The organism is Pantoea sp. RCC30.1 (genome assembly GCF_058148845.1).
This window is the reverse complement of the sequence record NZ_JBXUHX010000016.1, coordinates 97,437-117,451: the sequence shown is the minus strand read 5'-3', so window position 1 is coordinate 117,451 and position 20,015 is coordinate 97,437. Positions and strand designations below refer to the sequence as shown.

The window sequence follows — 20,015 nt, the reverse complement described above, 5'->3', positions numbered from 1 at the left end:
CACTTGAGTCCGCGTCACAGGGCAGCGCACCGCTGACGCAATATACTGCGGCGGGTAAAAACAATGCAGCTCTGGGTAAAGCCGTTAACCTGACAAATGCTGCTCTGGGTCCTGCGTCACTGCGTAACTATAAGGCCGCTGAGGTTGATATCAGCGCCTATCCGTTACCTTCTGGCGAAAACGGCTACTTTGTCGCGTCGAACACCAATAGCCGCTATCTGATTACGGTTAACCCTAAACTCAATGGCCTGGGGCAGCTGGATCAGAGTCTGTTCAGCGAACTGAATGCAAAACTGGGCAAACAGCCTGCCACCACGCCATTACAGGAAACACGTCCTCAGTACACAGACGAGAATGCCTTCCTCGGCTCCTCATACATGCTGAGCCGCCTGAACCTGAAGCCAGATTATGATTATCGTTTTCTCGGTGATGCGGCGTTTGATACCCGCTACGTCAGCAATGCGGTACTGAATCAGACCGGCAACCGCTACATCAATGGCCTGGGGTCCGACCTCGCCCAGATGCGCTATCTGATGGACAACGCGGCGGCGGCGCAAAAGTCACTGGGACTGGAGTTTGGTGTCTCACTCTCAGCTGAGCAACTCGCCTCTTTAGACAAGAGTATGGTCTGGTGGGAAGCCACCACGATCAACGGTGAAACGGTGATGGTGCCGAAGCTCTATCTGTCGACAAAAGATGTGGAAGTGCGCGATGGCAGCGTGATTGCCGGTAACAACGTCACGCTGAAAGGCGGAAACATCACCAACACCAGCAGTAGCGTGATGGCTAAAAACAATCTGACCATCGACAGTCAGAACACGATCAGTAACCTCAACGCCGGTCTGCTCCATGCGGGTGGCGATCTGCAACTTAGCGCGTTGAACGATATCAACAACGTCAGCGCGACCATCAGCGGTAAAAAGGTGGCACTGGAGAGTGTTAACGGTGACATCAACAACCTGACAACGTCACAGTTGTGGCATCTGGATGCAGACAACGGTAAGGGTGCGAAAAAGTCCTATACCGAAACCCTGAGCGGGCCAACGGCGAGCATCACATCACTGGATTCTCTGAGCCTTAAGGCGGGCAACGATATTGCCGTTACCGGCGCTAACCTCAAAGCGGGTGGCGATCTGCTGTTGAACGCCTGGAATGATATTGCCATCACCGGAAATCAGAACGTCACTGGCACCTCGCAGTCCGGCTTCGGAAACCGCTGGCAAAAAATTGACCCAACCAGCACAAACACGGTCAACACGGTCGGCAGCCAGATCGCCGCAGGTGGCAACATGGCGATGCAGGCGGGTCACGATCTGACTGTGACCGCCAGCAACATCAGCGCCGGTAAAAACGCGGCGCTGGCAGCCGGTAACGATCTTAATCTCAACAGCGCGACGACCAGCCAAAATGATGTGAAGGGCAAACGTGAAACCCATTCAACCGGTCTGGATCGCACGACGCTGACCAGTGGCGGCGATTTAGCACTTCAGGCCGGACGCGATCTCAATAGCCAGGCGGCAGGCATCGCCGCAGACAAAGACGTGACCTTACAGGCGGGACGCGACGTCAATCTGCTGGCGGCTGAAACCGGTTCTGGCAATAGCTACAAATCCGGTAAGAAGGTTGAGATCAATGAGTCGGTACGCCAGCAGGGCACTGAAATTGCCAGCGGCGGGAGTACGACGGTTAAAGCGGGACGGGACATGGTCGCGGAAGCGGCGAGAGTAGATGCACGAGGCGATCTTGCTATTCAGGCAGGACGAGACGTGGCTATCACAACGGCGACCGAAAGCGATTATCACTACGACGAAGATACAAAAGTTAAGAAAAAGTTGTTCTCTAAAAAAACCACGCACACAGTTCATGAGAACTCAGCAACAACTGAACAGTCTTCGGCGTTAAGTGGTAACAATGTCGCGATCGTTGCCGGACGTGATGTGGCTGTAACGGGTTCCAGCGTGGTAGGCGATAACAACGTTGCGCTGAAGGCAGGACGTGATCTTGCTATCACTGCGGCCACTGAAGAGCAGCATAGCTACAGCCTGAAAGAAACCAAAAAGAGCGGCATGATGAGTGGCGGAAGTATTGGCGTGACCTTCGGTAGCGCTTCCACTCGCCAGCAACTTAATCGCGACGGCACCACCCAAAGCCAGAGCGCCAGCGCCGTAGGCAGCACCGGCGGTAGCGTCACGCTGATTGCCGGTAATAATGCCCATATCGGCGGCTCTGATGTCATCGCTAAAAAAGACATCAGCGTGGTTGGTGGCTCCGTGGATATCGATCCTGGCAACGATCTTATCAGCCGTCGTCAGGTATATGAGCAGAAGAAAAGCGGCTTAACTCTGCAGCTTACCAGCCCGATTACCGATGCCCTATTAAGCCTTGGGGAACAGGCAAAATCCGCCAGCGAGGCGGGCGACGATCGCCTCAAAGCACTGGGTGCGGTAAAAGCTCTGGAAAGTGGCTGGGCGATGTCGGGCGCAAAAACCATGCAGTCTGGCCAGGCGCTGGCCAACGGCAACATGAACCAAGCGGGGATTAAAATTGAGCTCAGTGTCGGCGCGAGTAAAAGTAAATCCTCATCGGAATATAACGCCAATGCCGTTAAAGGTAGTTCACTCAACGGCGGCGGCAACATTGCCGTGGTGGCGACCGGTGCCAACGGCAGCAGCGGTGATATTACGCTCGCTGGCAGCGGCATTACCGGCAAAAATGTCACGCTTGCTGCGGCGCACGATCTCAACCTCACGGCGGCAACCAACAACACCGAACAGAAGATCAGCAATAAAGCTTCCGGCTGGAGTGGCGGCGTTCATGTCGCGATAGGTAATGAAACAGGTATTGGCATACAGGCCAGTGGCTTTATGGCCAGCGGCAAGGAGAATGGCAAAACCACCGATTACGTCAACAGCCGGGTGAACGCCAGCAATGACCTCACCCTGAGCAGCGGCAACGACACCGTGCTGTCTGGCGCGCAGGCTCTGGGTAACCGGATTGTTGCCGATGTAGGCCACGATCTGACGATGACCAGCCTGCAGGATACCGATGATTATCAAAGCAAGCAGCAGAGCGCCAGCGGCGGCTTCAGCTTCACGTTCGGCAGCATGACCGGCTCCGCTGGCCTCAGTCTGAGCCAGAGTAAAGTGAACAGTGAGTATGCCAGCGTCGGCGATCAGAGCGGCCTGTTTGCAGGGAATGGTGGCTATGACATCTATGTTGGCAACCACACCCAGCTGAATGGCGCGGTGATCGCCTCAACGGCGCAGTCCGCGGACAATGCGCTCTCCACCGGTACGCTGGGCTGGTCTGACATCGACAACCACGCTTCTTACAAAGCCAGTAGCTCATCCATCAGCATGGGTGGGGGTAACGAAGATAATAAAATGTCAGGCGGTGCGATACCAACCTCTGCTAATACCCATGGCAGTGCCTCTGGCACCACCCGTTCAGCCGTGGCGGACGGTACCATCACGGTACGTAACGGTCAGGCTCAGACACAGAACGTCGCAGATCTGAGCAGAGATACCGACAACGCCAACGGCCATATCGACAAGATATTCGACAAGGATAAGGTCGCACGCAAGCTTGAGTTTGCACAGGGAATGCAGGAACTGGGGCAGCGTGTAGCAGGCGATGTCAGCAGCTACAAAATGCAGGCTGCTGAAGATGAAACCAGAGAAAGGTTGCTGAAAGCAAACCCGCAATATGCCAGTTATTCCAAAGCAGAATTAAACAATCTCATTGTAAATGATGCGGGCTATAAGGCCGTGGCAGAAAAGTGGGGCACTGGTGGCAGCTATTCCATGGCAGCAGCAGCGGTAACTGGTGTGCTGGGTGGCCTTGGCGCAAGTAACCTCGGTGCAGCTGCAGCAGGTGGAATGGCGCCTTACATCGCCAATAAAATTAAGCAAGCTACCAGCAAAGTTGTCGACGGACAGGAGCAGACTAACGTCCTGGCTAACACCATGGCGCATGCGGTCGCGGGTGCCGTACTGGCGCAGCTTGCGGGGAACAACGCAACAGCGGGTGCAGCGGGTGCTGCGGGTGGCGAGCTGATGGCCAGAGCTATCCTCAACTCAATGTATCCCGGCAAGCAGGCCAGCGACCTGACGCAGGATGAGAAGCAGATTGTCAGCGCGCTCGGCCAGCTGGCTGCGCAACTGTCCGCGGGAGTGACTTCTGGTTCTGTTGAAGGTGGGATTCAGGGCGCGGTTGCCGGTAAGAATGCGGTTGAGAATAATGCGCTGAGTCCGGGGGATTTTGGACAGGGAATGGCTGACTATGCCCAAGCTCAGACTTCGCTAGGTACGTCAATGATACAAAGCGGCGCATCTGCGGACGAAATATCTGCGGCTCTGGCTAAAGCTGCTCAGGGAGATATGCCGGAAGGACAGGATGCTGCTAAAGGACTGTTGATCGCGTGGGCTGAATTCTTTGGAGTGCCGGTCAGTGCTCTGACGGCTGACGGAGAAATGACTCCGCAAAGAGCAGCGGAAATACTGGCCAGTGGTATACCGGCAAGTGAAGCGAAACTGGTACAATATGTTGCAGCTAAGGCATATTTAACCATTGCTAAGAGTGCGGATCTTGGTTTGTCTGCTGACAACCAAAAATATGTTGATATTCTTTCACCGGAAGCGAAACAGCATATTTTATATGGGGATAGTCCCACGCAGGGGGGGCATCTATATCCCGGCAATCCAGGAAAAACCGTCTTCCCTCAAAGCTGGTCAGCAGACAAGGTTGTTCATGTGGTAGGTGATATCGCTACTTCTCCTGATACCCAGTGGTTTGCCCAGACTGGAACGGGAGAAGCTTATACAAAGGCCGGGAAACCAGCAAGATGGGTTGCATGGTCGGAGCAAGATGGTGTTAGAGTTCGTGTGGTATACGAGCCAGCTAGCGGGAAAATAGTAACGGCGTTCCCGGATAGCAATCCGACGCCTCCAACATTAAAACCGATTAAGAATTAGAGTGTATACAATGGATATTAATAACAAAATTAAATCATTGGGCGAAGGATTAAAGGATCGGCTGGATCCTTCTCTGATTGATTTTGTGCTTGAGTATATTGGGTTCTCAGAGAATATATTAGCGTTCGAAACTATATGTGATCACATTGCTGATCATGATATTGTGATTACTAAAGATGAATATTCTCAAATACTTAAAATAGCGAATGATTTTGGTCTGGAAATTGACAATAGATATACATATATCAACCCAGAGAAATAATATTCTAAAACCCACAAGCAATCCCGGCCATCGCGCCGGGATTACTTTTTTATCAGTCAGTTACCCTTCAGCTGCCAGCCGGATGATCAACTGCCCCGGCCCGGTGATCACCTCGATCTTCTGCCCGGTGGTAAAGCCCAACGGCTCCAGCCAGCGGCCTTTAATGGTCAGCTGTGGCAGCGGGTTCGGCTGGCCCCTATTAGGCCGGTATCCGACTCTGTAATAATGCGCGGCGGTTGTGGCCGTGCGGGTTCCTGACTTATGATGCATGTCAGCCATAATTAACTCCTGCATAGTTAGTTGTGGCCAGCGGCTGCTGCGGGTTGCCCCCCGCTTCAGCCGCGCTAAAAATGTCTCGTTAAGTGCTTCCTATTCCGATTTAACCTGTTTAAATATACACCTTTTGCCTGGTAAACTCGCTGAAAGCCAGGTAATAAACTGCGAGGCGCCTCTGTAAAACGGATTATTTTTTTCCGAGCTGTATTTCACTTATCCCTTCTTCCTGAAGTGCTTCAGCGCGAGGAAAAAAATCAGGCCTGATCGGCAGCTATTCTATCTCAGCCGTGACGGACGAGCTGATGGCCAGAGCTATCCTCAGTTCAATGTATCCCGGCAAGCAGGCCAGCGAACTGACGCAGGAACAAAAGCAGGTTGTCAGCGCACTCGGCCAGCTGGCTGCGCAATTGTCGGCGGGAGTGGCTTCTGGTTCTGTTGAAGGTGGCATTCAGGGGGCGGTTGCCGGGAAGAATACTGTTGAGAATAATACACTGGGAAATGATGAAGAGGAGTTGCAGCGGGAACATGGTAATCGCCCGGTTAAAATAATTTCTATCAAACCCGCACAAGCTGGAATTGTAGATGATGAGGGCAGTATCAGGTCGGTTTGGGGTAAGGTTATATTGCCTTTTGCTATCAAAGATTTGCCCGCAACAACAGGAAAGGCCGGAACATCCAGTGAGTCAGTTAAGGATGCAAAAGTCGTAGAGCCCTATATTACAACTAGTCCTATAGCTGTTAGTGGCACAAGAGCAATTGATAAAGCGTAAAGCTACGAAAGTGGCCTTAGAGAGAAATATGGTAATGTACCTTACACCGAGCGTCAGTACACAACTATTATCAGTGGGAAAAGTGTTAACGGTATGGCTGATGTAACTATTATCAACGGGCAACGGACTGCTGTTGAAGCTAAGTTTGTAGAGGATTGGGGCAACTCGCTTCGAAACCCAACAAGCTCAGTGGGTTCAAAGCCTTGGTCAGTTGCTGAGCAGACTAAAATGTTAGATCAAGCCAGGAAGTATTCGGCTGCTTTCGAAGGTGGAGTGATTTATCATACTAATAGTCCAGAGTTAGCCGACCATTATTCAAAATTGTTTGCTGATGCTGGTGTTAATAAATTTAAATTTATAATTACTCCAGTTAAATGATGAGGTGATGTGTTGACTAGATTTGTAAAAGAATTGGAGAAGGCTTTAGGCTCAGAGTTAGAAGTTTCTAACTCTCGGGTAATTCCTGGAACAGATGGTGCAACTACCAGGAAAACGGTTTATTTCTCTGATGATGGAAAAAATAAATTCAGGAAGCAATTTAAGAATATCACCTGTTTTACTGATCCTCCTAATGCAACTGAGGGTGGAGTCAACGAGGCTGGCTGTAGTATAACTCCAGTAGAAGGCCCGCTCTTTCATGCTATTGAATATCATGGTGATATTGAAGGGTGGGGAAGGGATATTAAAGCAGGTGCAAAAGGGCTTGGGTTGCTATTGGCCAATATTGATGGCGATAATTTTGTTATTTCTGATGGCCGATCAGTCCCGCTGTCAGAATGCAAAATTGTATTATACTAAACATTTCTTATCTTTAATGCCGGCATAATGCCGGCTTTTTATTATTTCAATAAGCGTTGCATTTATTGGTTAAGAGTATATTAAGTTTTATTTTTTTGCGCTACTCTCAGTTTATAATTTTTTCGAAATAAAATATTCTTAAATCTAAATCCTCATATATTATTTTCAGGTTAAATGATACCTCTTATGGGGTGAAATATATTTAAACTCAAACCACTTTAGGGGTTGTTCATTTTTTAGATATTACCTTTCTAACGGTATGTTTGCGCGTAACTGACAATAATATCATGCGAAAATAAATTGGTGCACTGGGTGGGATGGCGCCGTATAACGTCAATAAAACTAAGGACACAACCAGCATATTAGTCGACGGCAAAGAGCAGACCAACACCATGGCGCATGCGGTTTCGGGGAACGGCAATGCAGGTCAGGCGGTCGCAGGTGGCCTTAATCCGTGGGCAGCTCAGCTGATTAAGAAGGAAACGACCGACGCTTCCGGCAACGTTGATGTGGCAACCAATGCTATGGCACATGCGGTGTGGGGTGCGGTATCATCGCAGATGTCCGGGGGAAGTGCGGCGGCCGGTGCGGCGGGCGCGTTTAGCGGCGAGCTTGCCACACGCTATATTGCAGAGAAGTACTGGGGCGCGGACACGCCAGAGAAGATAGCGGCGCTGGGACAGGAAGACCGCGAGCAGCTGAGCCTGCTCGGTACGCTGGCGGCAGGACTGGCGGGCGGCATGGTGGGGAACAGCAGTGCTGCGGCGACGAGCGGCGCGATTGCGGGGAAAAATGCGGTTGAGAATAACTCTCTCGCTGATATCGCACAGGCGCAGGCTGAAGGCAAAACGCCGGAGCAGAAGGCTGGTGAGTACGTTGAGGCCGAAAACGAACGCTATAGGAAGGCCAACTGCGGCGGGATGAGCGCCGAAGCCTGCTCGGTGAAAATGTACGAAGAGCGGCGTGAGGCGCTGAAAGAAACAGCGTTACTGGGCGCTGACTTCGTGCCGGTTGTAGGCGACATCAAGAGTTTTGCCGAGGCGCGGAGTGCGCTGGATTATCTTGCGGCTGCAATCGGTATTATACCCGGCGCAGGTGATGCGGCAGGAAAGGTCATCAAGGCCGCAGAAACGGCGCTGAAGAAAGGGGATGTGGCTGAAGCATCGAAGCTGATTAATAAGGCCAGTGATCAAATTCAGGCAGTTAAGCCGCTAGATGTTGGTTCATTTAAAGAACTCAAAGATCGTGCCGTGGTTGGTGATGGACTGGAGCACGATCATATCCCATCATTTGCTGCTATTCGTCAGGCAAAAGAAAATGAGTTGGGAAGAAAGTTAACTCCAACTGAAGAAAAAAGCCTATACAATAATGCAACAGCTATTGAAGTACCTAAAGATGTACATCAGGCAGGCCGTACTTATGGTGGTAAAAATACGCCATCCCAAATAAAACAAGATGCCATAGATCTTTGTGGTGCAGAATGTCGCGATACAGATTCACATAGAAAAAATATGCTGGACCGAGGATATGATCCTAAACTTGTTGATGACGCTATAATAGAAATCAAAAAAAGAAATTCTCAAACAGGAGTAACAAAATAATGTTGATGTGGGATGAGTTTATTAAGTTATTAGGTTGCACAAAATTCGATGGTAATTTTATTAATATTTCAAGTGATTTTAATGAGTTGCCTAAGATTGAGGAGAGTGTTTTAGGTGACAGGAGCTACTATTCATTTTTACAGTCTGGTGTTTTATTTTTGTTAGAAAATGAAATTATCGATCAAATTACATTTTACGCAACAAAGGATGAGGGGTTTTCTGAGTATGAAGGGGATTTACCATTATCAATTCATAGTTCGGAGCATAAGGCTGTTCAAATGCTAGGCCACCCCTTAGATTCTGGTGGTGGAAAAATGGATGCACTTATGGGTTATATTGATCGTTGGATAAGGTATGAAAAAGAGGGATATACGCTACATCTACAATTTAATCAGAATGATAGATTATCCAAGGTTACTCTTATGAGGCCGGTATAAATTCCTATCTAATCCGTAACGCCGATCATTTAAGGCAGAAATGATCGGTTGAATGAGGTGGTGGCTGTGTGAAAATCCATAATTTCATCATGAATGATTACAGATTTTTTAAGCCCATCGGTCAGATCCTGCGGCAGGAAAGGTCATCAAGGCTGCAGAAACGGCGCTGAAGAAAGGGGATGTGGCTGAAGCGTCGGAGCTGATTAATAAGGCCAGCGATGAGATTAAGGTTAAATGGGTCGATGAAAATACAAGCATGAGTCAGCGGGCCAGAGACTACAATGACTCTGCTTCTGGTGCTCGTTCCAATGTTGAAACTCAGAAAGGTCAGGCTCCAGATATTGATCGAGTTGACGCCAAAGTGTTAATAAACCAGCTCGCTTTGATGGGGTTGATGGCAATGTCATGATTGATCGGAAAGTCTCTGTTGTTACTACCCAGAAAGCTAAAGATCAAGCTGTTCACCAGTCGGAATCGCTTAAAAATAATGGGATGACCGGCCGATGGGAAGTTCCTAACCAAGCCCAAGACAATCGAGCACAAAAAATGTTCGATGAGCCAGGTATTAAAAATATCGAGGTGAAAGTCGTCAATGAATAACAAAATGAAACTTGTTAAAGTCATTGCAGATCTTGCTGTGTTTTTAGAGTTCACAAATGAAGATCTGCTTGATCCTGACTTGGCAATGGAAGCCTTGGAACAAATGGCTTCTGAACTTCAACTCATGGATGTAAAGGATAGAAATGATCTTGCTAATTCCTTCCGAGATATATCTAAAGAATATAACGGAGATCAAAGAGAATATGTTAAAGAATTACCCGAATCTCTTGGCATAATTTAAACAAATATCCCGGCCAACGAGCCGGGATCTTTTTACCAGCAGATCAATCCTCAGCTAGCCTGATGATCAACTGACCCGGCCCGGTGATCACCTCGATCTTCTGCCCGGTCTTAAATCCCAGCGCTTCCAGCCATCGGCCCTTGATGGTGAGCTGGGGCAGCGGGTTCGGCTGGCCCCGATTAGGCCGGTATCCGACTCTGTAATAATGCGCGGCGGTTGTGGACGTGCGGGTTCCTGACTTATGATGCGTGTCAGCCATAATTAACTCCCATATAGTTAGTTGTGGTCAGCGGCTGAAACGGGCGCCAACCCGCTTCAGCCGCGCTAAAAAATTTATCCTTGCGCTCTTCCTGTTCCGTATTCACCTGTTTAAATATACACGTTTCGCCGGGTAAACTCGCTGAAAGCCAGGTAATAAACTGCGAGGTGTCTCTTAGAAACGGATTGTTTTTCCGGTATGCATTTCACTTACCCCTTCTTCCTGTGGTCTTTTGTAATATCCTTTCCGAGCGGACTTTCATGCTGTGATTCCGCGTTAACCCATCTTCACTATGTCTTCCTGATTACGCCCGTATCTCAGCCGAAACCAGTAATGAAGGTATTTACCTGCTGGTGAATATAGTGGTTGCACTGAGTGCGTCCGTCAGCGGTAACCCGGCAGTGACAGTCGGTATCTGAGCGGGATCGATCCGCGCTTTGTTAATCAGAGTCACGTTGCTGCAGGCAAAGACGTCACCCTAAAGTCGGGACGGGAGTCAATCTGCTGGCGGCTGAAACCGGTTCTGGCAATAGCTACAAACCCGGTAAATAGGTTGAGATTAATGAGTTGGAGCGCCGTAGGCAGTACCGGTGGTAGCGTCACGCTGATCGCCGGTGATAATGCACACATTGGCGGCTCTGATGTCATCGCTAAAAAAGACATCAGCGTGGTCGGCGGCTCAGTAGATATCGATCCGGCAACGACCATGTCAGCCACCGTCAGGTATATGAGCAGAAGAAAAGCGGCTTAACCCTTCGTGGAATCCACACAGATATATACGCAGGTGAGTATCCGGGCATTGCAGGCGGTGCATGCGAGCACGCATCCGGCTGAAAGGCAGGACAGTAAGAAACCGGACAATATGGAGTAAAGGTGATGATAAGGTATATACTCGGTCAGTACTTAAGCGGAATGGGATAAAGGGTCATGCCTAAAGAAGCGGTGTTCACAATGAAGCTGGAAAATTCGCTGCGGGAAGACTTCATCGCCGCTGCGAAAGCCAGCGACAGACCGGCCTCGCAGGTGATGCGCGAGCTGATGCGGGAATACATCCGTCGCCAGAGCGAGAGCCGGGCTTACGATGCTCACCTGGCGCAGAAAGTGGAGAGAGGGCGTCAGGATATACGGGAGGGTAACGTTGTGAGTAATGAGGAGGCTGAAGCGCAGTTCGCCGCGCGCCGTGCAAAACTGGCTGGGAAAGCGTGAAGTTGCTGTGGGCACAGGAAGCGCTCAACGACCGTACAGCAATATGGGATTACCTGGCAGAGCGAAACCCGCTGGCGGCTGCGGAAATGGATGAGCGGTTCAGCGAAGCAGCGGCCATACTGGCAGAGCATCCGCTGATGGGGGTAGCGGGAAAGATAGCAGGAACCCGCGAACTGATACCCCATGAACATTACCGTCTTGTGTACGAGCTGGATGAAGAAGCCGGAATAGTCTGGGTAGTGACGCTAATCCATACAGCCAGATGCTGGCCACCGGTATCGCCGGACAGCCCGTAAAGTTAGCCGGTTCTCTGTGAGCAGGGTTGTTCGTGCGCGGCACAGCGCCGCGTCTCTGCGGCGATCTGCCTTCATCAGGTTCCGTGCCGCGGGGGGTAAATGGCCGTGTAGCGGCACGGGTCAGGCACAATATGGCTGTCCGGCGTGGCCGCCGCCCGGCCATTGGTTATGCTTATACTGCGAGTGGGGTGATCAGCTGCGTGGGCATAAGCACCGGCGACTGCATCGGAGGAAGCTCGTCAGGAACATGGCGGATGGTATGCTGGTGGGGCCGAGCGTGAGCGAAGGCATCATATTATCCGCGATAAGTTAAAACAGATGCAGGACGTTTTAGACCTCAGCCACGACGTGGCGAGTGCGAATCAGGGCCTTGAAATTATCTTCGCCAATGAGAAGTAGCAGTACTTGCTTAAGTCTGCCCAGCTTATATGGGAATTCGTTTGGAAGTGGAATGATTATTAGTGTGGGGAAAGGTCTCATGACCAAAGAGAAAGTAGTATCATCTTCAGAGTAAAATATAATGATCTCAATTCCGAAGCTCTCAATGTCTTAGCATGTGTTAGATAGATTTTTAATGCTCAGTGAAATCGCTCAACAGCTACTCCTTCCCATTATTATGACAACCAGAATATTAAAGATAAAAGCCTTATACTTAAGTTGCAGGCTTTTATCTTCCCATTGCGTCAAGCTTAGTGCATTAACTGACTCACCAGTCCGGCAAGATAAGCCTTTTTATCCACGACGCCCGCAGTTGACGCTTTATCCACCAGCTGCGGCAGATATTTTGCCAGCAGATTCAGCGCATCGCTGGTGTTGATGCCCATCCGCGCAGCCAGCTGCTCAATGGCCTCAGAGTTAATCATCTTCTGCACCAGATCGCTGCTCAGCGCCACGTTCTGCTCATCGCCAAGCCATGAGTTGACGACCTCACTGTACTCACCGCTCTGAAGGTGGCCCACGATGGTATGTAAACCGCCTTGCTGCTCAACCCATTCCAGCACACCTTTCACTTCCTGACTGGTCTGATTATTCAGGCCGCACATGGCCAGCACTGTTTCCAGTAAACTCATTCTATTATTCCCCGAATAGTAATCTGTTAAGCCTGTTTACACGCTCTGATTTTATGGATAAAAAACAGCACAATAATTGAACCCACGGTGGCAATAGCAATGCTGTAAATATTGAAGCCATTGACCTTGCCAAAACCCAGAGCAGTACTGACTACACCGCCAATCAGCGCGCCGATAATGCCCAGAATCATGTTCGTGAAAATGCCCATGTGTTCTTTGCCTGGCAGAAACATCTGGCGATAATTCTGGTAAACAGGCCGAACACAACCCATGACAAAATACTCATTATCTCCATCCTTCTTTTTATTTGAATGAACACGTAATTAGCAGTGGCTTAATCCATAAAATAAAGCCAGGGGTATCGTACGCCGCGTAGTATTTGTCTGGCAATCCTGTTTTTTGATTAAAGTAAACGTATCGGAAACGATAGGGAGTAATTATAAATATTCTGGATAATATTAAAAATATTGGCGATGAGTTGTTACACGCCCTAGATAAAAATGTTGAAGATAAACCTGCAAGCGCAGCAGCAGGTGATCGCTCGTATACCGTTATATGCGGTGACAAGCACAGTGCAATCGCTAAGCAGTTTTATAATGATGCCTCGCAATATATGAAAATCTTTGAGGCGAATAAAAACCTTCTCAGCCGCCCGGATAAAATTGCGTCGGGTCAGGTGCTGACCATTCCTGAATAATATTTGGCCGACAGGTTGAGCCAGCTGGTGCATAGATTGCCCGGCTGGTTTTTTTCATTTAAAGCCGCCGGATTTATCAGGGCGATCTGTGCAACGGCAGGATGGTTCTGACGAAAAGTCAGTCAGGACGAGAAAAATGGGATCACTGAAAAGCAAAAAACCCGCTCCGGTTTCCCTGAGCGGGTTTTTCTAATCTGGCTCCTCTGAATGGGATCGCCTTTGCCAGTAACTGGCTAATAAGTAAGCTAATCCTGAATTACCTTTCTGTCAAGACCCCCAGAGTGACCACCAATAGTTGTGGGTTACTTAAAGCGAGTTTAAACACTTCGCTTCGTGTGTCGATTGTTCTACGATGTTCTCTGCAAAGGAAGGGTAGGTAGTACGAGCATCAAAAAGTCGGCCTGAAGCGTGATTGTGTCGAAATGTTCTAACAGTCTGCTCTGTGCCCAGGTTGTGTGAAAACTTTTTTGGCCGCTGAAACTGCCAAAAACAGAGCTGAAAACCGCGCTCATACGTAAAATTCGGCTCTACTAACCGGTCGATCAATTCCAGATTTTGCGTTGACGTGCGCACTTCAGTTTTTGGTCAGGGTTTTCACACAGCCTGTGCCAGTAGCGGACATTCATAGCGAATGATATGGTGATTTCGAGTGAAGGGCAGAACCCAAAACGGGTGGAGGTGATTTTGAGAACGCAGAAAAGATGCATGGGATATGTGGCTATCGTCGTCGATGATTACGACCGAGCGATTGAATATTACACAACCAAGCTCGGGTTTACGCTTGTTGAAGACACGCCTCAACCTGGCAAGCGCTGGGTGGTTGTGACTCCTAACCCGGAAAGTGACTGTAATCTTCTTCTGGCCCGAGCCTCAAACGATAGGCAGGAAACCTTTATCGGTAATCAGTGTGGCGGCCGCGTGTTCCTTTTCCTTCAGACCGACGATTTTTGGCGCGATTATGACGCTATGAAGACTGCAGGCGTTCAATTTTGCGAGGAACCACGTGAGGAAAAGTACGGGACGGTGGTTGTATTTGAGGATCTCTTTGGAAATCGCTGGGACTTGTACCAGAATAACTAATTTTCCAAAGCGCCGTAGGGCGCTTCTTTAGCTTCAGTTTAGCTATCCATGATTGAGAGTAAATATTTAGAGTAAATACGCTCACACTGATTGTCTGAGCCATTCACTATGTGTAAGAGAAAAAAGCAGGCTAGGCGGCGCATCTTTCACATCATGGATCTCTTTTACGTATTGCAACCCGGCTTTTTGAAGAACTTTCTGCGATGCCATGTGGTTTCCTCTAACTACGGCAGATATCTCAGTCAGCTTTAACTCACCAAATCCATATCTGACGGAGTATTTCGAAAACTCTGTCGCCAGACCTTTTCCCCATGCTTCTGTGGCGAAACGATACCCTAAGTTATTAATTACGATATCTGCATAACTGCTGATGCTCAGACCTCCGAAACCAATGATCCTTTCAGGACTATCCTGCAAAGAGATTGCCCAGATTCCAAAACTGTGAGTTTCCCAGTGGTTGATCCAGCGAGCTAAAACAGTTTGTGCATGTTGCATGTCAGGATATGGCCCTGCGGGGTTAAAGGTGTTCGTAGCCGGGTCGCCATAAATTCTGAAAAGGTCATCCAAGTCAGATGTAGTTACGGGGCGAAGATGCAGTCTGGTGAGTTGTAGTTGCAAAATAATTTCCTAAATAATGTGTTCATTAGGTTAGTTATATATCTGTTTTTATAGTTAGGGAAAAGCAGGTTCGCAATACCTCACCGTCAATTACCATACAGAGTTGTTGGCAATGATTTCGATGCTAGCTTACAGATTCGAATGTCGCTATGTCCGTTCCTCGCTCATAGCAACCCTTTTGCATATGCATACTGACAAGGAGCGGAAATATTGCTATGTAGCAGAGGTTACTCACCTGTGTCCCAGCCGAACTCTGAGTAACTCTCATCAGCATTAATGGCTTCAATAGCCTGCCTTACATAGGGTATTGTTTCTTCTGGCAGATTCGAAATATTCTTCCAGCTTACTTCGGCATGCTTGTCAGGTTCTGCAAGGAAAGGTACACCACTCCATTCTCGGCAGATAAAATAATGTCCTATCCATGAACGGTTTTCCGTCCACACATGCATGGTATGCACAAGGGCCAACTTTGAAGGAATTGTGTCCACCCCTGTCTCTTCTTTTAGCTCTCGGGTTGCAGCGGTGGAGAGTGTTTCGCCTTTTTCTAGCCCACCGGCCGGTAAGCTAAAGCAACCATCCATCCAGCCCGTATTAGACCTTCGGAGCATGCAGAGTTCATCCCCTTTTAGAAGCATGACGAATACTGCTATGGATAGATTATATCTGTCACGGCCCATGTAGCGATTGCTCCCATCACTAAGAATACTGTCTATATATACATTGCTTTAATGCGTTTTGATATCTGTTAATTTTGAAAATGAATGGCTAATGAGTGTGGCTCTTCAGAAAACCAATTTATGCAAAACGTCTACTTCTTGCTCATAGATGCCCTTTGGTACTCCTGTGCCAAAAGCGGAGGTTACCTCTCGGGGGCATTAAAGATTAGCCTTGGCTATTATGATAAATTCATTCAACTGTCAGGGTTCAATTAGGGTGAGAAAAATGCTCTTGGAAAAGCTGAAAGCACTTGAATGCAGTCTTCACGGTGTCCGGCGGAATGATCGGAAATGGCTTGAACAGATATTGCATCCCGAATTTCGGGAAATTACACGGTCAGGTGTAATAGTTGACCGCGCGGAGACGATAGGAATGACCTTGTCCCCGCGTGCCACGGATGGCGCACCGCAGTAAAATTTCGCCTCACTTGCAACATAATCAGATAACCATTACCAATCATTCTATTTGCTTGTGTTTGTATCAAATAGTAACGTTGTTAAAAATAGCGCAATAACCATGGGCTTATCGTTAATTTACCTCCGATGTTGAAAAGACGGAGTGAATTATTGCAACTTTATCTGGGGTGGGAATGAACGGATTATCAAAAGCCATTGCTTTTACGGCAATGAGTCTGGTGGCATTTAACGTTGCAGCGGCAGAGAATAACAGCAGCGATAATATTATTCGCTATGCAATATGGAGCAATCCCAGCGGTAATTTCCATCCGACACTTTATTTCACGGACTACGATCGCGCGGTTATTTTCACGCTGTTTGGTCGCCTGTTTACCCTCGACGAACAGCAAAATCCAAAACCCTCTCTCGCCGAAAAATATGAATACTCCACTGACGGGAAAACCCTGACGCTGCATTTAAAACCGGGCGTTAAATGGCACGATGGTAGCGCGTTTACCGCTGAAGACGTCTACTTCACCTACGCCACCGAAGCCGATGCAGGCTTCCCGAAAGACACCCCGGGTTTTGTGAAGCACCTGAAAGGTTACGACGATTACCACGCGGGTAAAACAGACCGCCTGGCAGGTATCAAAGTGATTGACCCGCAAACCATCAGTTTCACCTTTGTGGCCCCCTATGCAGCTGCATTCTCGCACTTTGCCGACCGTCCGGTGCTGGCGAAACACATCTGGAGCAAAGTTCCGGTTAAAGAATGGAACAAAGCCACCGATCTGCTGCGCAACCCGGTCGGTACCGGCCCGTACAAGTTTGTTGAGTTCCTGCCCGATCAGTACATCAAACTGGAACGCAATGACGACTACTATGGCGGAAAACCGAAAACCAAAACGCTGATATTTAAAGTCTCTAACGCGCAGACGGTACAAAATGAGCTGATCAATGGTGATGTGGATATTGCCGAACTCTCATCCTGGAATAGCCGCGATTTACAGACGTATAAAAATGCCGGCATTCAAATTATTGAACAGCCAGGAGTGGGCGCTCAGTATTTATCACTGGATACGCGCAATAAAAATCTGTCGGATCGTCGTGTCAGACAAGCGCTGGTGTATGGCATCGACCGCCAGGCAATTGTCGATAAATTACTTTACGGCCACGGTCAGATATTTAACACCAAAGATAATCCGCACAGTCCTTACTATCCCCAGGCGTTAAACAGTTATGCCTATAACCCGGAAAAGGCCAAGGCGTTATTAAAAGAGGCGGGTTGGGCAGATACCAACGGTGACGGCGTGGTGGATAAAGACGGCAAAGACTTCACCCTGACCATTAACTACCCGACCGGTAACCGCACTCGCGAATTAACCGCGCCAATTATTCAGCAAAACCTGAAAAAAATTGGCATCAAGGTGGTGCTTAACGTTGCCGACTTCAACGCCACGCTCTCCATTTTGCAGAACAAAGCGCAGGTCTATGATGGCGTATTGATGGGCGGCACTTTCCGGCCTGGCGAATATGATAACAACTTCTGGTGGGAGCGCTTCGCTACGCCTCAGCTGGACGCTTTTGCCAGTCAGTTTAATGCCACCATCGACCGTGACGCCCTCAAGACCAGCATCGGTGGCTGGTTAACGGGGATAAATGAAGAAGTGCCGCACGTCTGGCTCTACATCCCCAATATCGGTTATGCCCTGAGTAAGCGGGTGACAAACTACCACTCTTACCCTTATGAACCGTTCGCCGATGTCGCTGGCTGGAGCGTAAAACAGTAACGCCGGCACGTTACAGGGTTTTACAGGGCGCATCGTCTGTAAAACCCGTTCACTTCAGTACGGGATTTTTTTATGTTCAGGGTTATTTTTCACCGATTATTGATCGCCATTCCGGTGCTGGTCGGCATCTCGCTGCTGGTCTTCTTTTTAATACAGTTGCAGCCCGGCGATCCGCTGGTGGGCATGATCTCGCCCGAGACCACGCCCGAGCAGAAACAGGAAATGTTGCGTCAGGCTGGCTACCTCGACCCGATATGGCTGCAATACCTGCGCTGGGCCTCGCGCGCCATCGTGGGTGACTTCGGCTACTCCCTGCAAAGTGGGGCACCGGTATTAACGCTAATCGGTGAACGCATCTTCAATACGCTGATGCTGGCGGGCAGTTCTCTGTTAATCACCTTGATCGTGGCGCTGCCGCTGGGGATTTATCTCGGCCTGCGTCGTGGTTCTACCGCGGATATCACGGTTTCGCTGTTGTCTTTTGTCATCCTGTCCATTCCGGTGTTTTTCATCGCCATTTTACTGGTGAAAGTTTTTGCCATGAATCTGCGCTGGTTTCCCGTCTCCGGGGTCTCTACGCTCGGCGGTCACCTGAGTGGCGTTGACCATATTATTGATGTGGCGCAACACCTTGTTTTGCCCGCTATCACCCTGGCGTTAGGCAATATTGCTATTTTCAGCCGTTATCTGCGTTCCAGTATCAGTGAGTTAATCAACCAGAACTTTATCAAGGCGCTGTTCGCCAAAGGAATGAAGCGCTCGGGCGTGATCTACCCGCATTTGCTGAAAAATGCCGCCAAACCGTTGATTACCGTGGTGGGGATGGAGATCCCGGCGCTGCTCTCGGCAACACTGCTGACCGAGATTATCTTTAACTGGCCGGGCATCGGACGTCTGAGTTTTGACGCCATCCAGTCACGCGATTTTCCTCTGCTGATGGGCATTGTGCTGTTCCTGGCCGTCATCACCTTAGCCATCAATATCCTGGCGGATATTCTTTATGCACTCGCCGATCCGCGCGTAAGGCTGACCCGATGATGCTCGACACCGTTCAACAGCCGCGCACGCGGTTATCTCCTCTGTTGAAAGATAGCTATTTTGTCAGTGGCCTGCTTTTACTGACCTTGCTGGCCGCCTTTTCCCTCTTCGCCCCCTGGCTGACGCCGTACAGCCCCGATGATATGGACCTCTACAACATCGAGGCACCGCCCGGCAGCGAACACTGGCTGGGCACCGATGAGATTGGCCGCGATGTCTTCTCCCGGCTGCTCTACGGTGGCCGCGTATCGATAATGGTGGCGCTGGCAGCGGTGCTGTTTCAGGCGGCGATCGGCATCGTACTCGGCAGCATCGCGGGCTATAAAAGCGGTGTGGCCGATATGATCATTATGCGCATCACCGACATCATCATGTGTTTTCCCTTTTACGCGATGGCGATAACTCTCGCCGCCCTGCTTGGTGCCAGCGTCTGGAACGTGATTCTGATCATCGGCGTGCTTCACTGGACGGGCATCGCCCGACTGGTGCGTGCGGAGCTGCTTTCCCTGCGCGAAAGCGGCTATGTACAGGCCGCAAAATCCATGGGCGTAAGCAGCTTCACCATCGTCTGGCGGCATTTGCTGAGGAATGCTTACGCGCCCATCGTGGTGAATCTCACCCTCGCGGTGGCGAACGCCATTCTTGCCGAAGCCGCGTTGAGCTTTATCGGCTTGGGCGTGAAACAGCCGCAGCCATCATGGGGCAATATGCTCTCGGCAGCGCAGAGTATCCGAGTGATTGATTACGAATGGTGGCTGTGGATCCCGCCCGGTTTAACCATCGTGTTGATGGTGCTGGCGATTAACTTTATCGGCGAAGGGCTGGCGCGGGTGCTCAATCCGCGGCCTGCGGTGCCGGTGAAAGATATCCACTTCACTCGCTGAAACCTTC

General features: G+C 49.6%; 23 protein-coding genes and 4 pseudogenes. 20 read left to right on the top strand and 7 right to left on the bottom strand.

The genetic code is table 11. The annotated features are described in order from the left end of the window. Together AC2LB6_RS15470 and AC2LB6_RS15465 are read left to right on the top strand one after the other, a co-directional pair. Positions 1-4,973: hemagglutinin repeat-containing protein (locus tag AC2LB6_RS15470; RefSeq protein WP_490094173.1), on the top strand; the 4,973-nt coding region annotated here is incomplete at its 5' end. A gap of 10 nt (positions 4,974-4,983) precedes the next feature. Next, on the top strand, positions 4,984-5,235 hold the full coding sequence (locus AC2LB6_RS15465) for a MafI family immunity protein (RefSeq protein ID WP_490094172.1): 252 nt from the start codon (positions 4,984-4,986) through the stop codon (positions 5,233-5,235). Positions 5,236-5,295: 60 nt separating this feature from the next. On the opposite strand, the gene AC2LB6_RS15460 is transcribed toward AC2LB6_RS15465, so the two are convergent. Further along, positions 5,296-5,514 (bottom strand): SymE family type I addiction module toxin, encoded by a 219-nt coding sequence (locus AC2LB6_RS15460; protein WP_033769358.1) that lies wholly within the window; start codon positions 5,512-5,514, stop codon positions 5,296-5,298. A 299-nt stretch (positions 5,515-5,813) separates the two neighbouring features. Here AC2LB6_RS15460 and AC2LB6_RS15455 point away from each other — a divergent pair, with 299 nt between their 5' ends. The 8 genes from AC2LB6_RS15455 to AC2LB6_RS15420 all read left to right on the top strand — a co-directional run bounded on the left by AC2LB6_RS15455 (position 5,814) and on the right by AC2LB6_RS15420 (position 9,958). After that, positions 5,814-6,281 (top strand): VENN motif pre-toxin domain-containing protein, encoded by a 468-nt coding sequence (locus tag AC2LB6_RS15455; protein ID WP_490094171.1) that lies wholly within the window; start codon positions 5,814-5,816, stop codon positions 6,279-6,281. A 93-nt stretch (positions 6,282-6,374) separates the two neighbouring features. After that, positions 6,375-6,659, top strand: coding sequence for a hypothetical protein (locus AC2LB6_RS15450; protein ID WP_490094170.1), 285 nt, complete (start codon positions 6,375-6,377; stop codon positions 6,657-6,659). 12 nt (positions 6,660-6,671) lie between these two features. Next, the gene (locus tag AC2LB6_RS15445; RefSeq protein ID WP_490094169.1) at positions 6,672-7,079 is read left to right on the top strand and encodes a hypothetical protein; all 408 of its coding nucleotides are present in this window, start codon (positions 6,672-6,674) and stop codon (positions 7,077-7,079) included. Between the two features lie 317 nt (positions 7,080-7,396). Beyond that, the gene (locus AC2LB6_RS15440; RefSeq protein ID WP_490094168.1) at positions 7,397-8,680 is read left to right on the top strand and encodes a VENN motif pre-toxin domain-containing protein; all 1,284 of its coding nucleotides are present in this window, start codon (positions 7,397-7,399) and stop codon (positions 8,678-8,680) included. Beyond that, complete coding sequence (locus tag AC2LB6_RS15435) at positions 8,680-9,117, top strand: DUF6392 family protein (RefSeq protein WP_490094167.1); 438 nt, start codon at positions 8,680-8,682, stop codon at positions 9,115-9,117. Before AC2LB6_RS15440 ends, AC2LB6_RS15435 begins: the two co-directional genes overlap by 1 nt. Positions 9,118-9,298: 181 nt before the next feature. Next, positions 9,299-9,526 (top strand): hypothetical protein, encoded by a 228-nt coding sequence (locus AC2LB6_RS15430; RefSeq protein WP_490094166.1) that lies wholly within the window; start codon positions 9,299-9,301, stop codon positions 9,524-9,526. After that, the gene (locus tag AC2LB6_RS15425; protein ID WP_490094165.1) at positions 9,523-9,717 is read left to right on the top strand and encodes a hypothetical protein; all 195 of its coding nucleotides are present in this window, start codon (positions 9,523-9,525) and stop codon (positions 9,715-9,717) included. The genes AC2LB6_RS15430 and AC2LB6_RS15425 overlap by 4 nt, the downstream gene beginning before the upstream one ends. A gap of 4 nt (positions 9,718-9,721) precedes the next feature. Further along, positions 9,722-9,958 (top strand): hypothetical protein, encoded by a 237-nt coding sequence (locus AC2LB6_RS15420; protein WP_490094164.1) that lies wholly within the window; start codon positions 9,722-9,724, stop codon positions 9,956-9,958. Between the two features lie 43 nt (positions 9,959-10,001). On the opposite strand, the gene AC2LB6_RS15415 is transcribed toward AC2LB6_RS15420, so the two are convergent. Next, positions 10,002-10,217, bottom strand: coding sequence for a SymE family type I addiction module toxin (locus tag AC2LB6_RS15415; protein ID WP_490094163.1), 216 nt, complete (start codon positions 10,215-10,217; stop codon positions 10,002-10,004). A 562-nt stretch (positions 10,218-10,779) separates the two neighbouring features. On the opposite strand from AC2LB6_RS15415, the gene AC2LB6_RS15410 reads away from it, so the two are divergent. The 4 genes and pseudogenes from AC2LB6_RS15410 to AC2LB6_RS15395 all read left to right on the top strand — a co-directional run bounded on the left by AC2LB6_RS15410 (position 10,780) and on the right by AC2LB6_RS15395 (position 11,719). Continuing rightward, positions 10,780-10,968, top strand: a complete 189-nt coding sequence (locus tag AC2LB6_RS15410; protein WP_090959935.1) for a hypothetical protein — start codon at positions 10,780-10,782, stop codon at positions 10,966-10,968. A 6-nt stretch (positions 10,969-10,974) separates the two neighbouring features. Then, a pseudogene (locus AC2LB6_RS15405) lies at positions 10,975-11,088 on the top strand (site-specific tyrosine recombinase XerC); the annotation flags it as partial. 80 nt (positions 11,089-11,168) lie between these two features. Beyond that, on the top strand, positions 11,169-11,423 hold the full coding sequence (locus AC2LB6_RS15400; RefSeq protein ID WP_490094162.1) for an antitoxin of toxin-antitoxin stability system: 255 nt from the start codon (positions 11,169-11,171) through the stop codon (positions 11,421-11,423). Beyond that, the gene (locus AC2LB6_RS15395) at positions 11,420-11,719 is read left to right on the top strand and encodes a type II toxin-antitoxin system RelE/ParE family toxin (RefSeq protein ID WP_490094161.1); all 300 of its coding nucleotides are present in this window, start codon (positions 11,420-11,422) and stop codon (positions 11,717-11,719) included. Before AC2LB6_RS15400 ends, AC2LB6_RS15395 begins: the two co-directional genes overlap by 4 nt. A 689-nt stretch (positions 11,720-12,408) precedes the next feature. Here the strand turns inward: AC2LB6_RS15395 and AC2LB6_RS15390 are convergent. Next, the gene (locus tag AC2LB6_RS15390; RefSeq protein WP_490094160.1) at positions 12,409-12,789 is read right to left on the bottom strand and encodes a YidB family protein; all 381 of its coding nucleotides are present in this window, start codon (positions 12,787-12,789) and stop codon (positions 12,409-12,411) included. Positions 12,790-12,815: 26 nt separating this feature from the next. Continuing rightward, positions 12,816-13,075 (bottom strand): annotated as a pseudogene (locus AC2LB6_RS15385) (GlsB/YeaQ/YmgE family stress response membrane protein). A gap of 192 nt (positions 13,076-13,267) precedes the next feature. Here AC2LB6_RS15385 and AC2LB6_RS15380 point away from each other — a divergent pair. Next, entirely contained in the window at positions 13,268-13,486 is a 219-nt protein-coding gene (locus AC2LB6_RS15380; protein ID WP_490094159.1) for a LysM peptidoglycan-binding domain-containing protein, read from the top strand. A gap of 142 nt (positions 13,487-13,628) precedes the next feature. Here the strand turns inward: AC2LB6_RS15380 and AC2LB6_RS15375 are convergent. Continuing rightward, positions 13,629-13,811 (bottom strand): annotated as a pseudogene (locus AC2LB6_RS15375) (hypothetical protein). Positions 13,812-14,170: 359 nt separating this feature from the next. Between AC2LB6_RS15375 and AC2LB6_RS15370 the strand changes: the two are divergent. Continuing rightward, positions 14,171-14,566, top strand: coding sequence for a VOC family protein (locus tag AC2LB6_RS15370; RefSeq protein WP_490094175.1), 396 nt, complete (start codon positions 14,171-14,173; stop codon positions 14,564-14,566). A gap of 81 nt (positions 14,567-14,647) precedes the next feature. On the opposite strand, the gene AC2LB6_RS15365 is transcribed toward AC2LB6_RS15370, so the two are convergent. After that, positions 14,648-15,184, bottom strand: coding sequence for a GNAT family N-acetyltransferase (locus tag AC2LB6_RS15365; protein WP_490094158.1), 537 nt, complete (start codon positions 15,182-15,184; stop codon positions 14,648-14,650). A gap of 227 nt (positions 15,185-15,411) precedes the next feature. After that, positions 15,412-15,861 carry an NUDIX hydrolase gene (locus tag AC2LB6_RS15360; protein WP_490094157.1) on the bottom strand — a complete coding sequence of 150 codons (450 nt, stop codon included), beginning with the start codon at positions 15,859-15,861 and terminating at the stop codon, positions 15,412-15,414. A 265-nt stretch (positions 15,862-16,126) separates the two neighbouring features. Between AC2LB6_RS15360 and AC2LB6_RS15355 the strand changes: the two are divergent. The 4 genes and pseudogenes from AC2LB6_RS15355 to opp4C all read left to right on the top strand — a co-directional run. Further along, positions 16,127-16,270: pseudogene (locus AC2LB6_RS15355) on the top strand (nuclear transport factor 2 family protein); the annotation flags it as partial. 220 nt (positions 16,271-16,490) lie between these two features. After that, positions 16,491-18,086, top strand: a complete 1,596-nt coding sequence (locus tag AC2LB6_RS15350) for an ABC transporter substrate-binding protein (RefSeq protein ID WP_490094156.1) — start codon at positions 16,491-16,493, stop codon at positions 18,084-18,086. 72 nt (positions 18,087-18,158) lie between these two features. Continuing rightward, positions 18,159-19,124 (top strand): ABC transporter permease, encoded by a 966-nt coding sequence (locus AC2LB6_RS15345; protein ID WP_490094155.1) that lies wholly within the window; start codon positions 18,159-18,161, stop codon positions 19,122-19,124. After that, positions 19,121-20,008 (top strand): oligopeptide ABC transporter permease, encoded by an 888-nt coding sequence (gene opp4C / locus AC2LB6_RS15340; protein WP_490094154.1) that lies wholly within the window; start codon positions 19,121-19,123, stop codon positions 20,006-20,008. Before AC2LB6_RS15345 ends, opp4C begins: the two co-directional genes overlap by 4 nt. Positions 20,009-20,015: the final 7 nt, after the last annotated feature.

Bases quoted from the DNA above. Each gene is read 5' to 3' on its own strand.
- AC2LB6_RS15415 (WP_490094163.1), bottom strand. From the start codon at position 10,217: ATGGCTGACACGCATCATAAGTCAGGAACCCGCACGTCCACAACCGCC.
- AC2LB6_RS15410 (WP_090959935.1), top strand. From the start codon at position 10,780: ATGAGTTGGAGCGCCGTAGGCAGTACCGGTGGTAGCGTCACGCTGATC.
- AC2LB6_RS15465 (WP_490094172.1), top strand. From the start codon at position 4,984: ATGGATATTAATAACAAAATTAAATCATTGGGCGAAGGATTAAAGGAT.
- AC2LB6_RS15455 (WP_490094171.1), top strand. From the start codon at position 5,814: ATGGCCAGAGCTATCCTCAGTTCAATGTATCCCGGCAAGCAGGCCAGC.
- AC2LB6_RS15360 (WP_490094157.1), bottom strand. From the start codon at position 15,861: ATGGGCCGTGACAGATATAATCTATCCATAGCAGTATTCGTCATGCTT.
- AC2LB6_RS15460 (WP_033769358.1), bottom strand. From the start codon at position 5,514: ATGGCTGACATGCATCATAAGTCAGGAACCCGCACGGCCACAACCGCC.
- AC2LB6_RS15350 (WP_490094156.1), top strand. From the start codon at position 16,491: ATGAACGGATTATCAAAAGCCATTGCTTTTACGGCAATGAGTCTGGTG.
- AC2LB6_RS15450 (WP_490094170.1), top strand. From the start codon at position 6,375: ATGGCTGATGTAACTATTATCAACGGGCAACGGACTGCTGTTGAAGCT.
- AC2LB6_RS15425 (WP_490094165.1), top strand. From the start codon at position 9,523: ATGATTGATCGGAAAGTCTCTGTTGTTACTACCCAGAAAGCTAAAGAT.
- AC2LB6_RS15440 (WP_490094168.1), top strand. From the start codon at position 7,397: ATGGCGCCGTATAACGTCAATAAAACTAAGGACACAACCAGCATATTA.
- AC2LB6_RS15435 (WP_490094167.1), top strand. From the start codon at position 8,680: ATGTTGATGTGGGATGAGTTTATTAAGTTATTAGGTTGCACAAAATTC.
- AC2LB6_RS15390 (WP_490094160.1), bottom strand. From the start codon at position 12,789: ATGAGTTTACTGGAAACAGTGCTGGCCATGTGCGGCCTGAATAATCAG.
- AC2LB6_RS15400 (WP_490094162.1), top strand. From the start codon at position 11,169: ATGAAGCTGGAAAATTCGCTGCGGGAAGACTTCATCGCCGCTGCGAAA.
- opp4C (WP_490094154.1), top strand. From the start codon at position 19,121: ATGATGCTCGACACCGTTCAACAGCCGCGCACGCGGTTATCTCCTCTG.
- AC2LB6_RS15345 (WP_490094155.1), top strand. From the start codon at position 18,159: ATGTTCAGGGTTATTTTTCACCGATTATTGATCGCCATTCCGGTGCTG.
- AC2LB6_RS15420 (WP_490094164.1), top strand. From the start codon at position 9,722: ATGAAACTTGTTAAAGTCATTGCAGATCTTGCTGTGTTTTTAGAGTTC.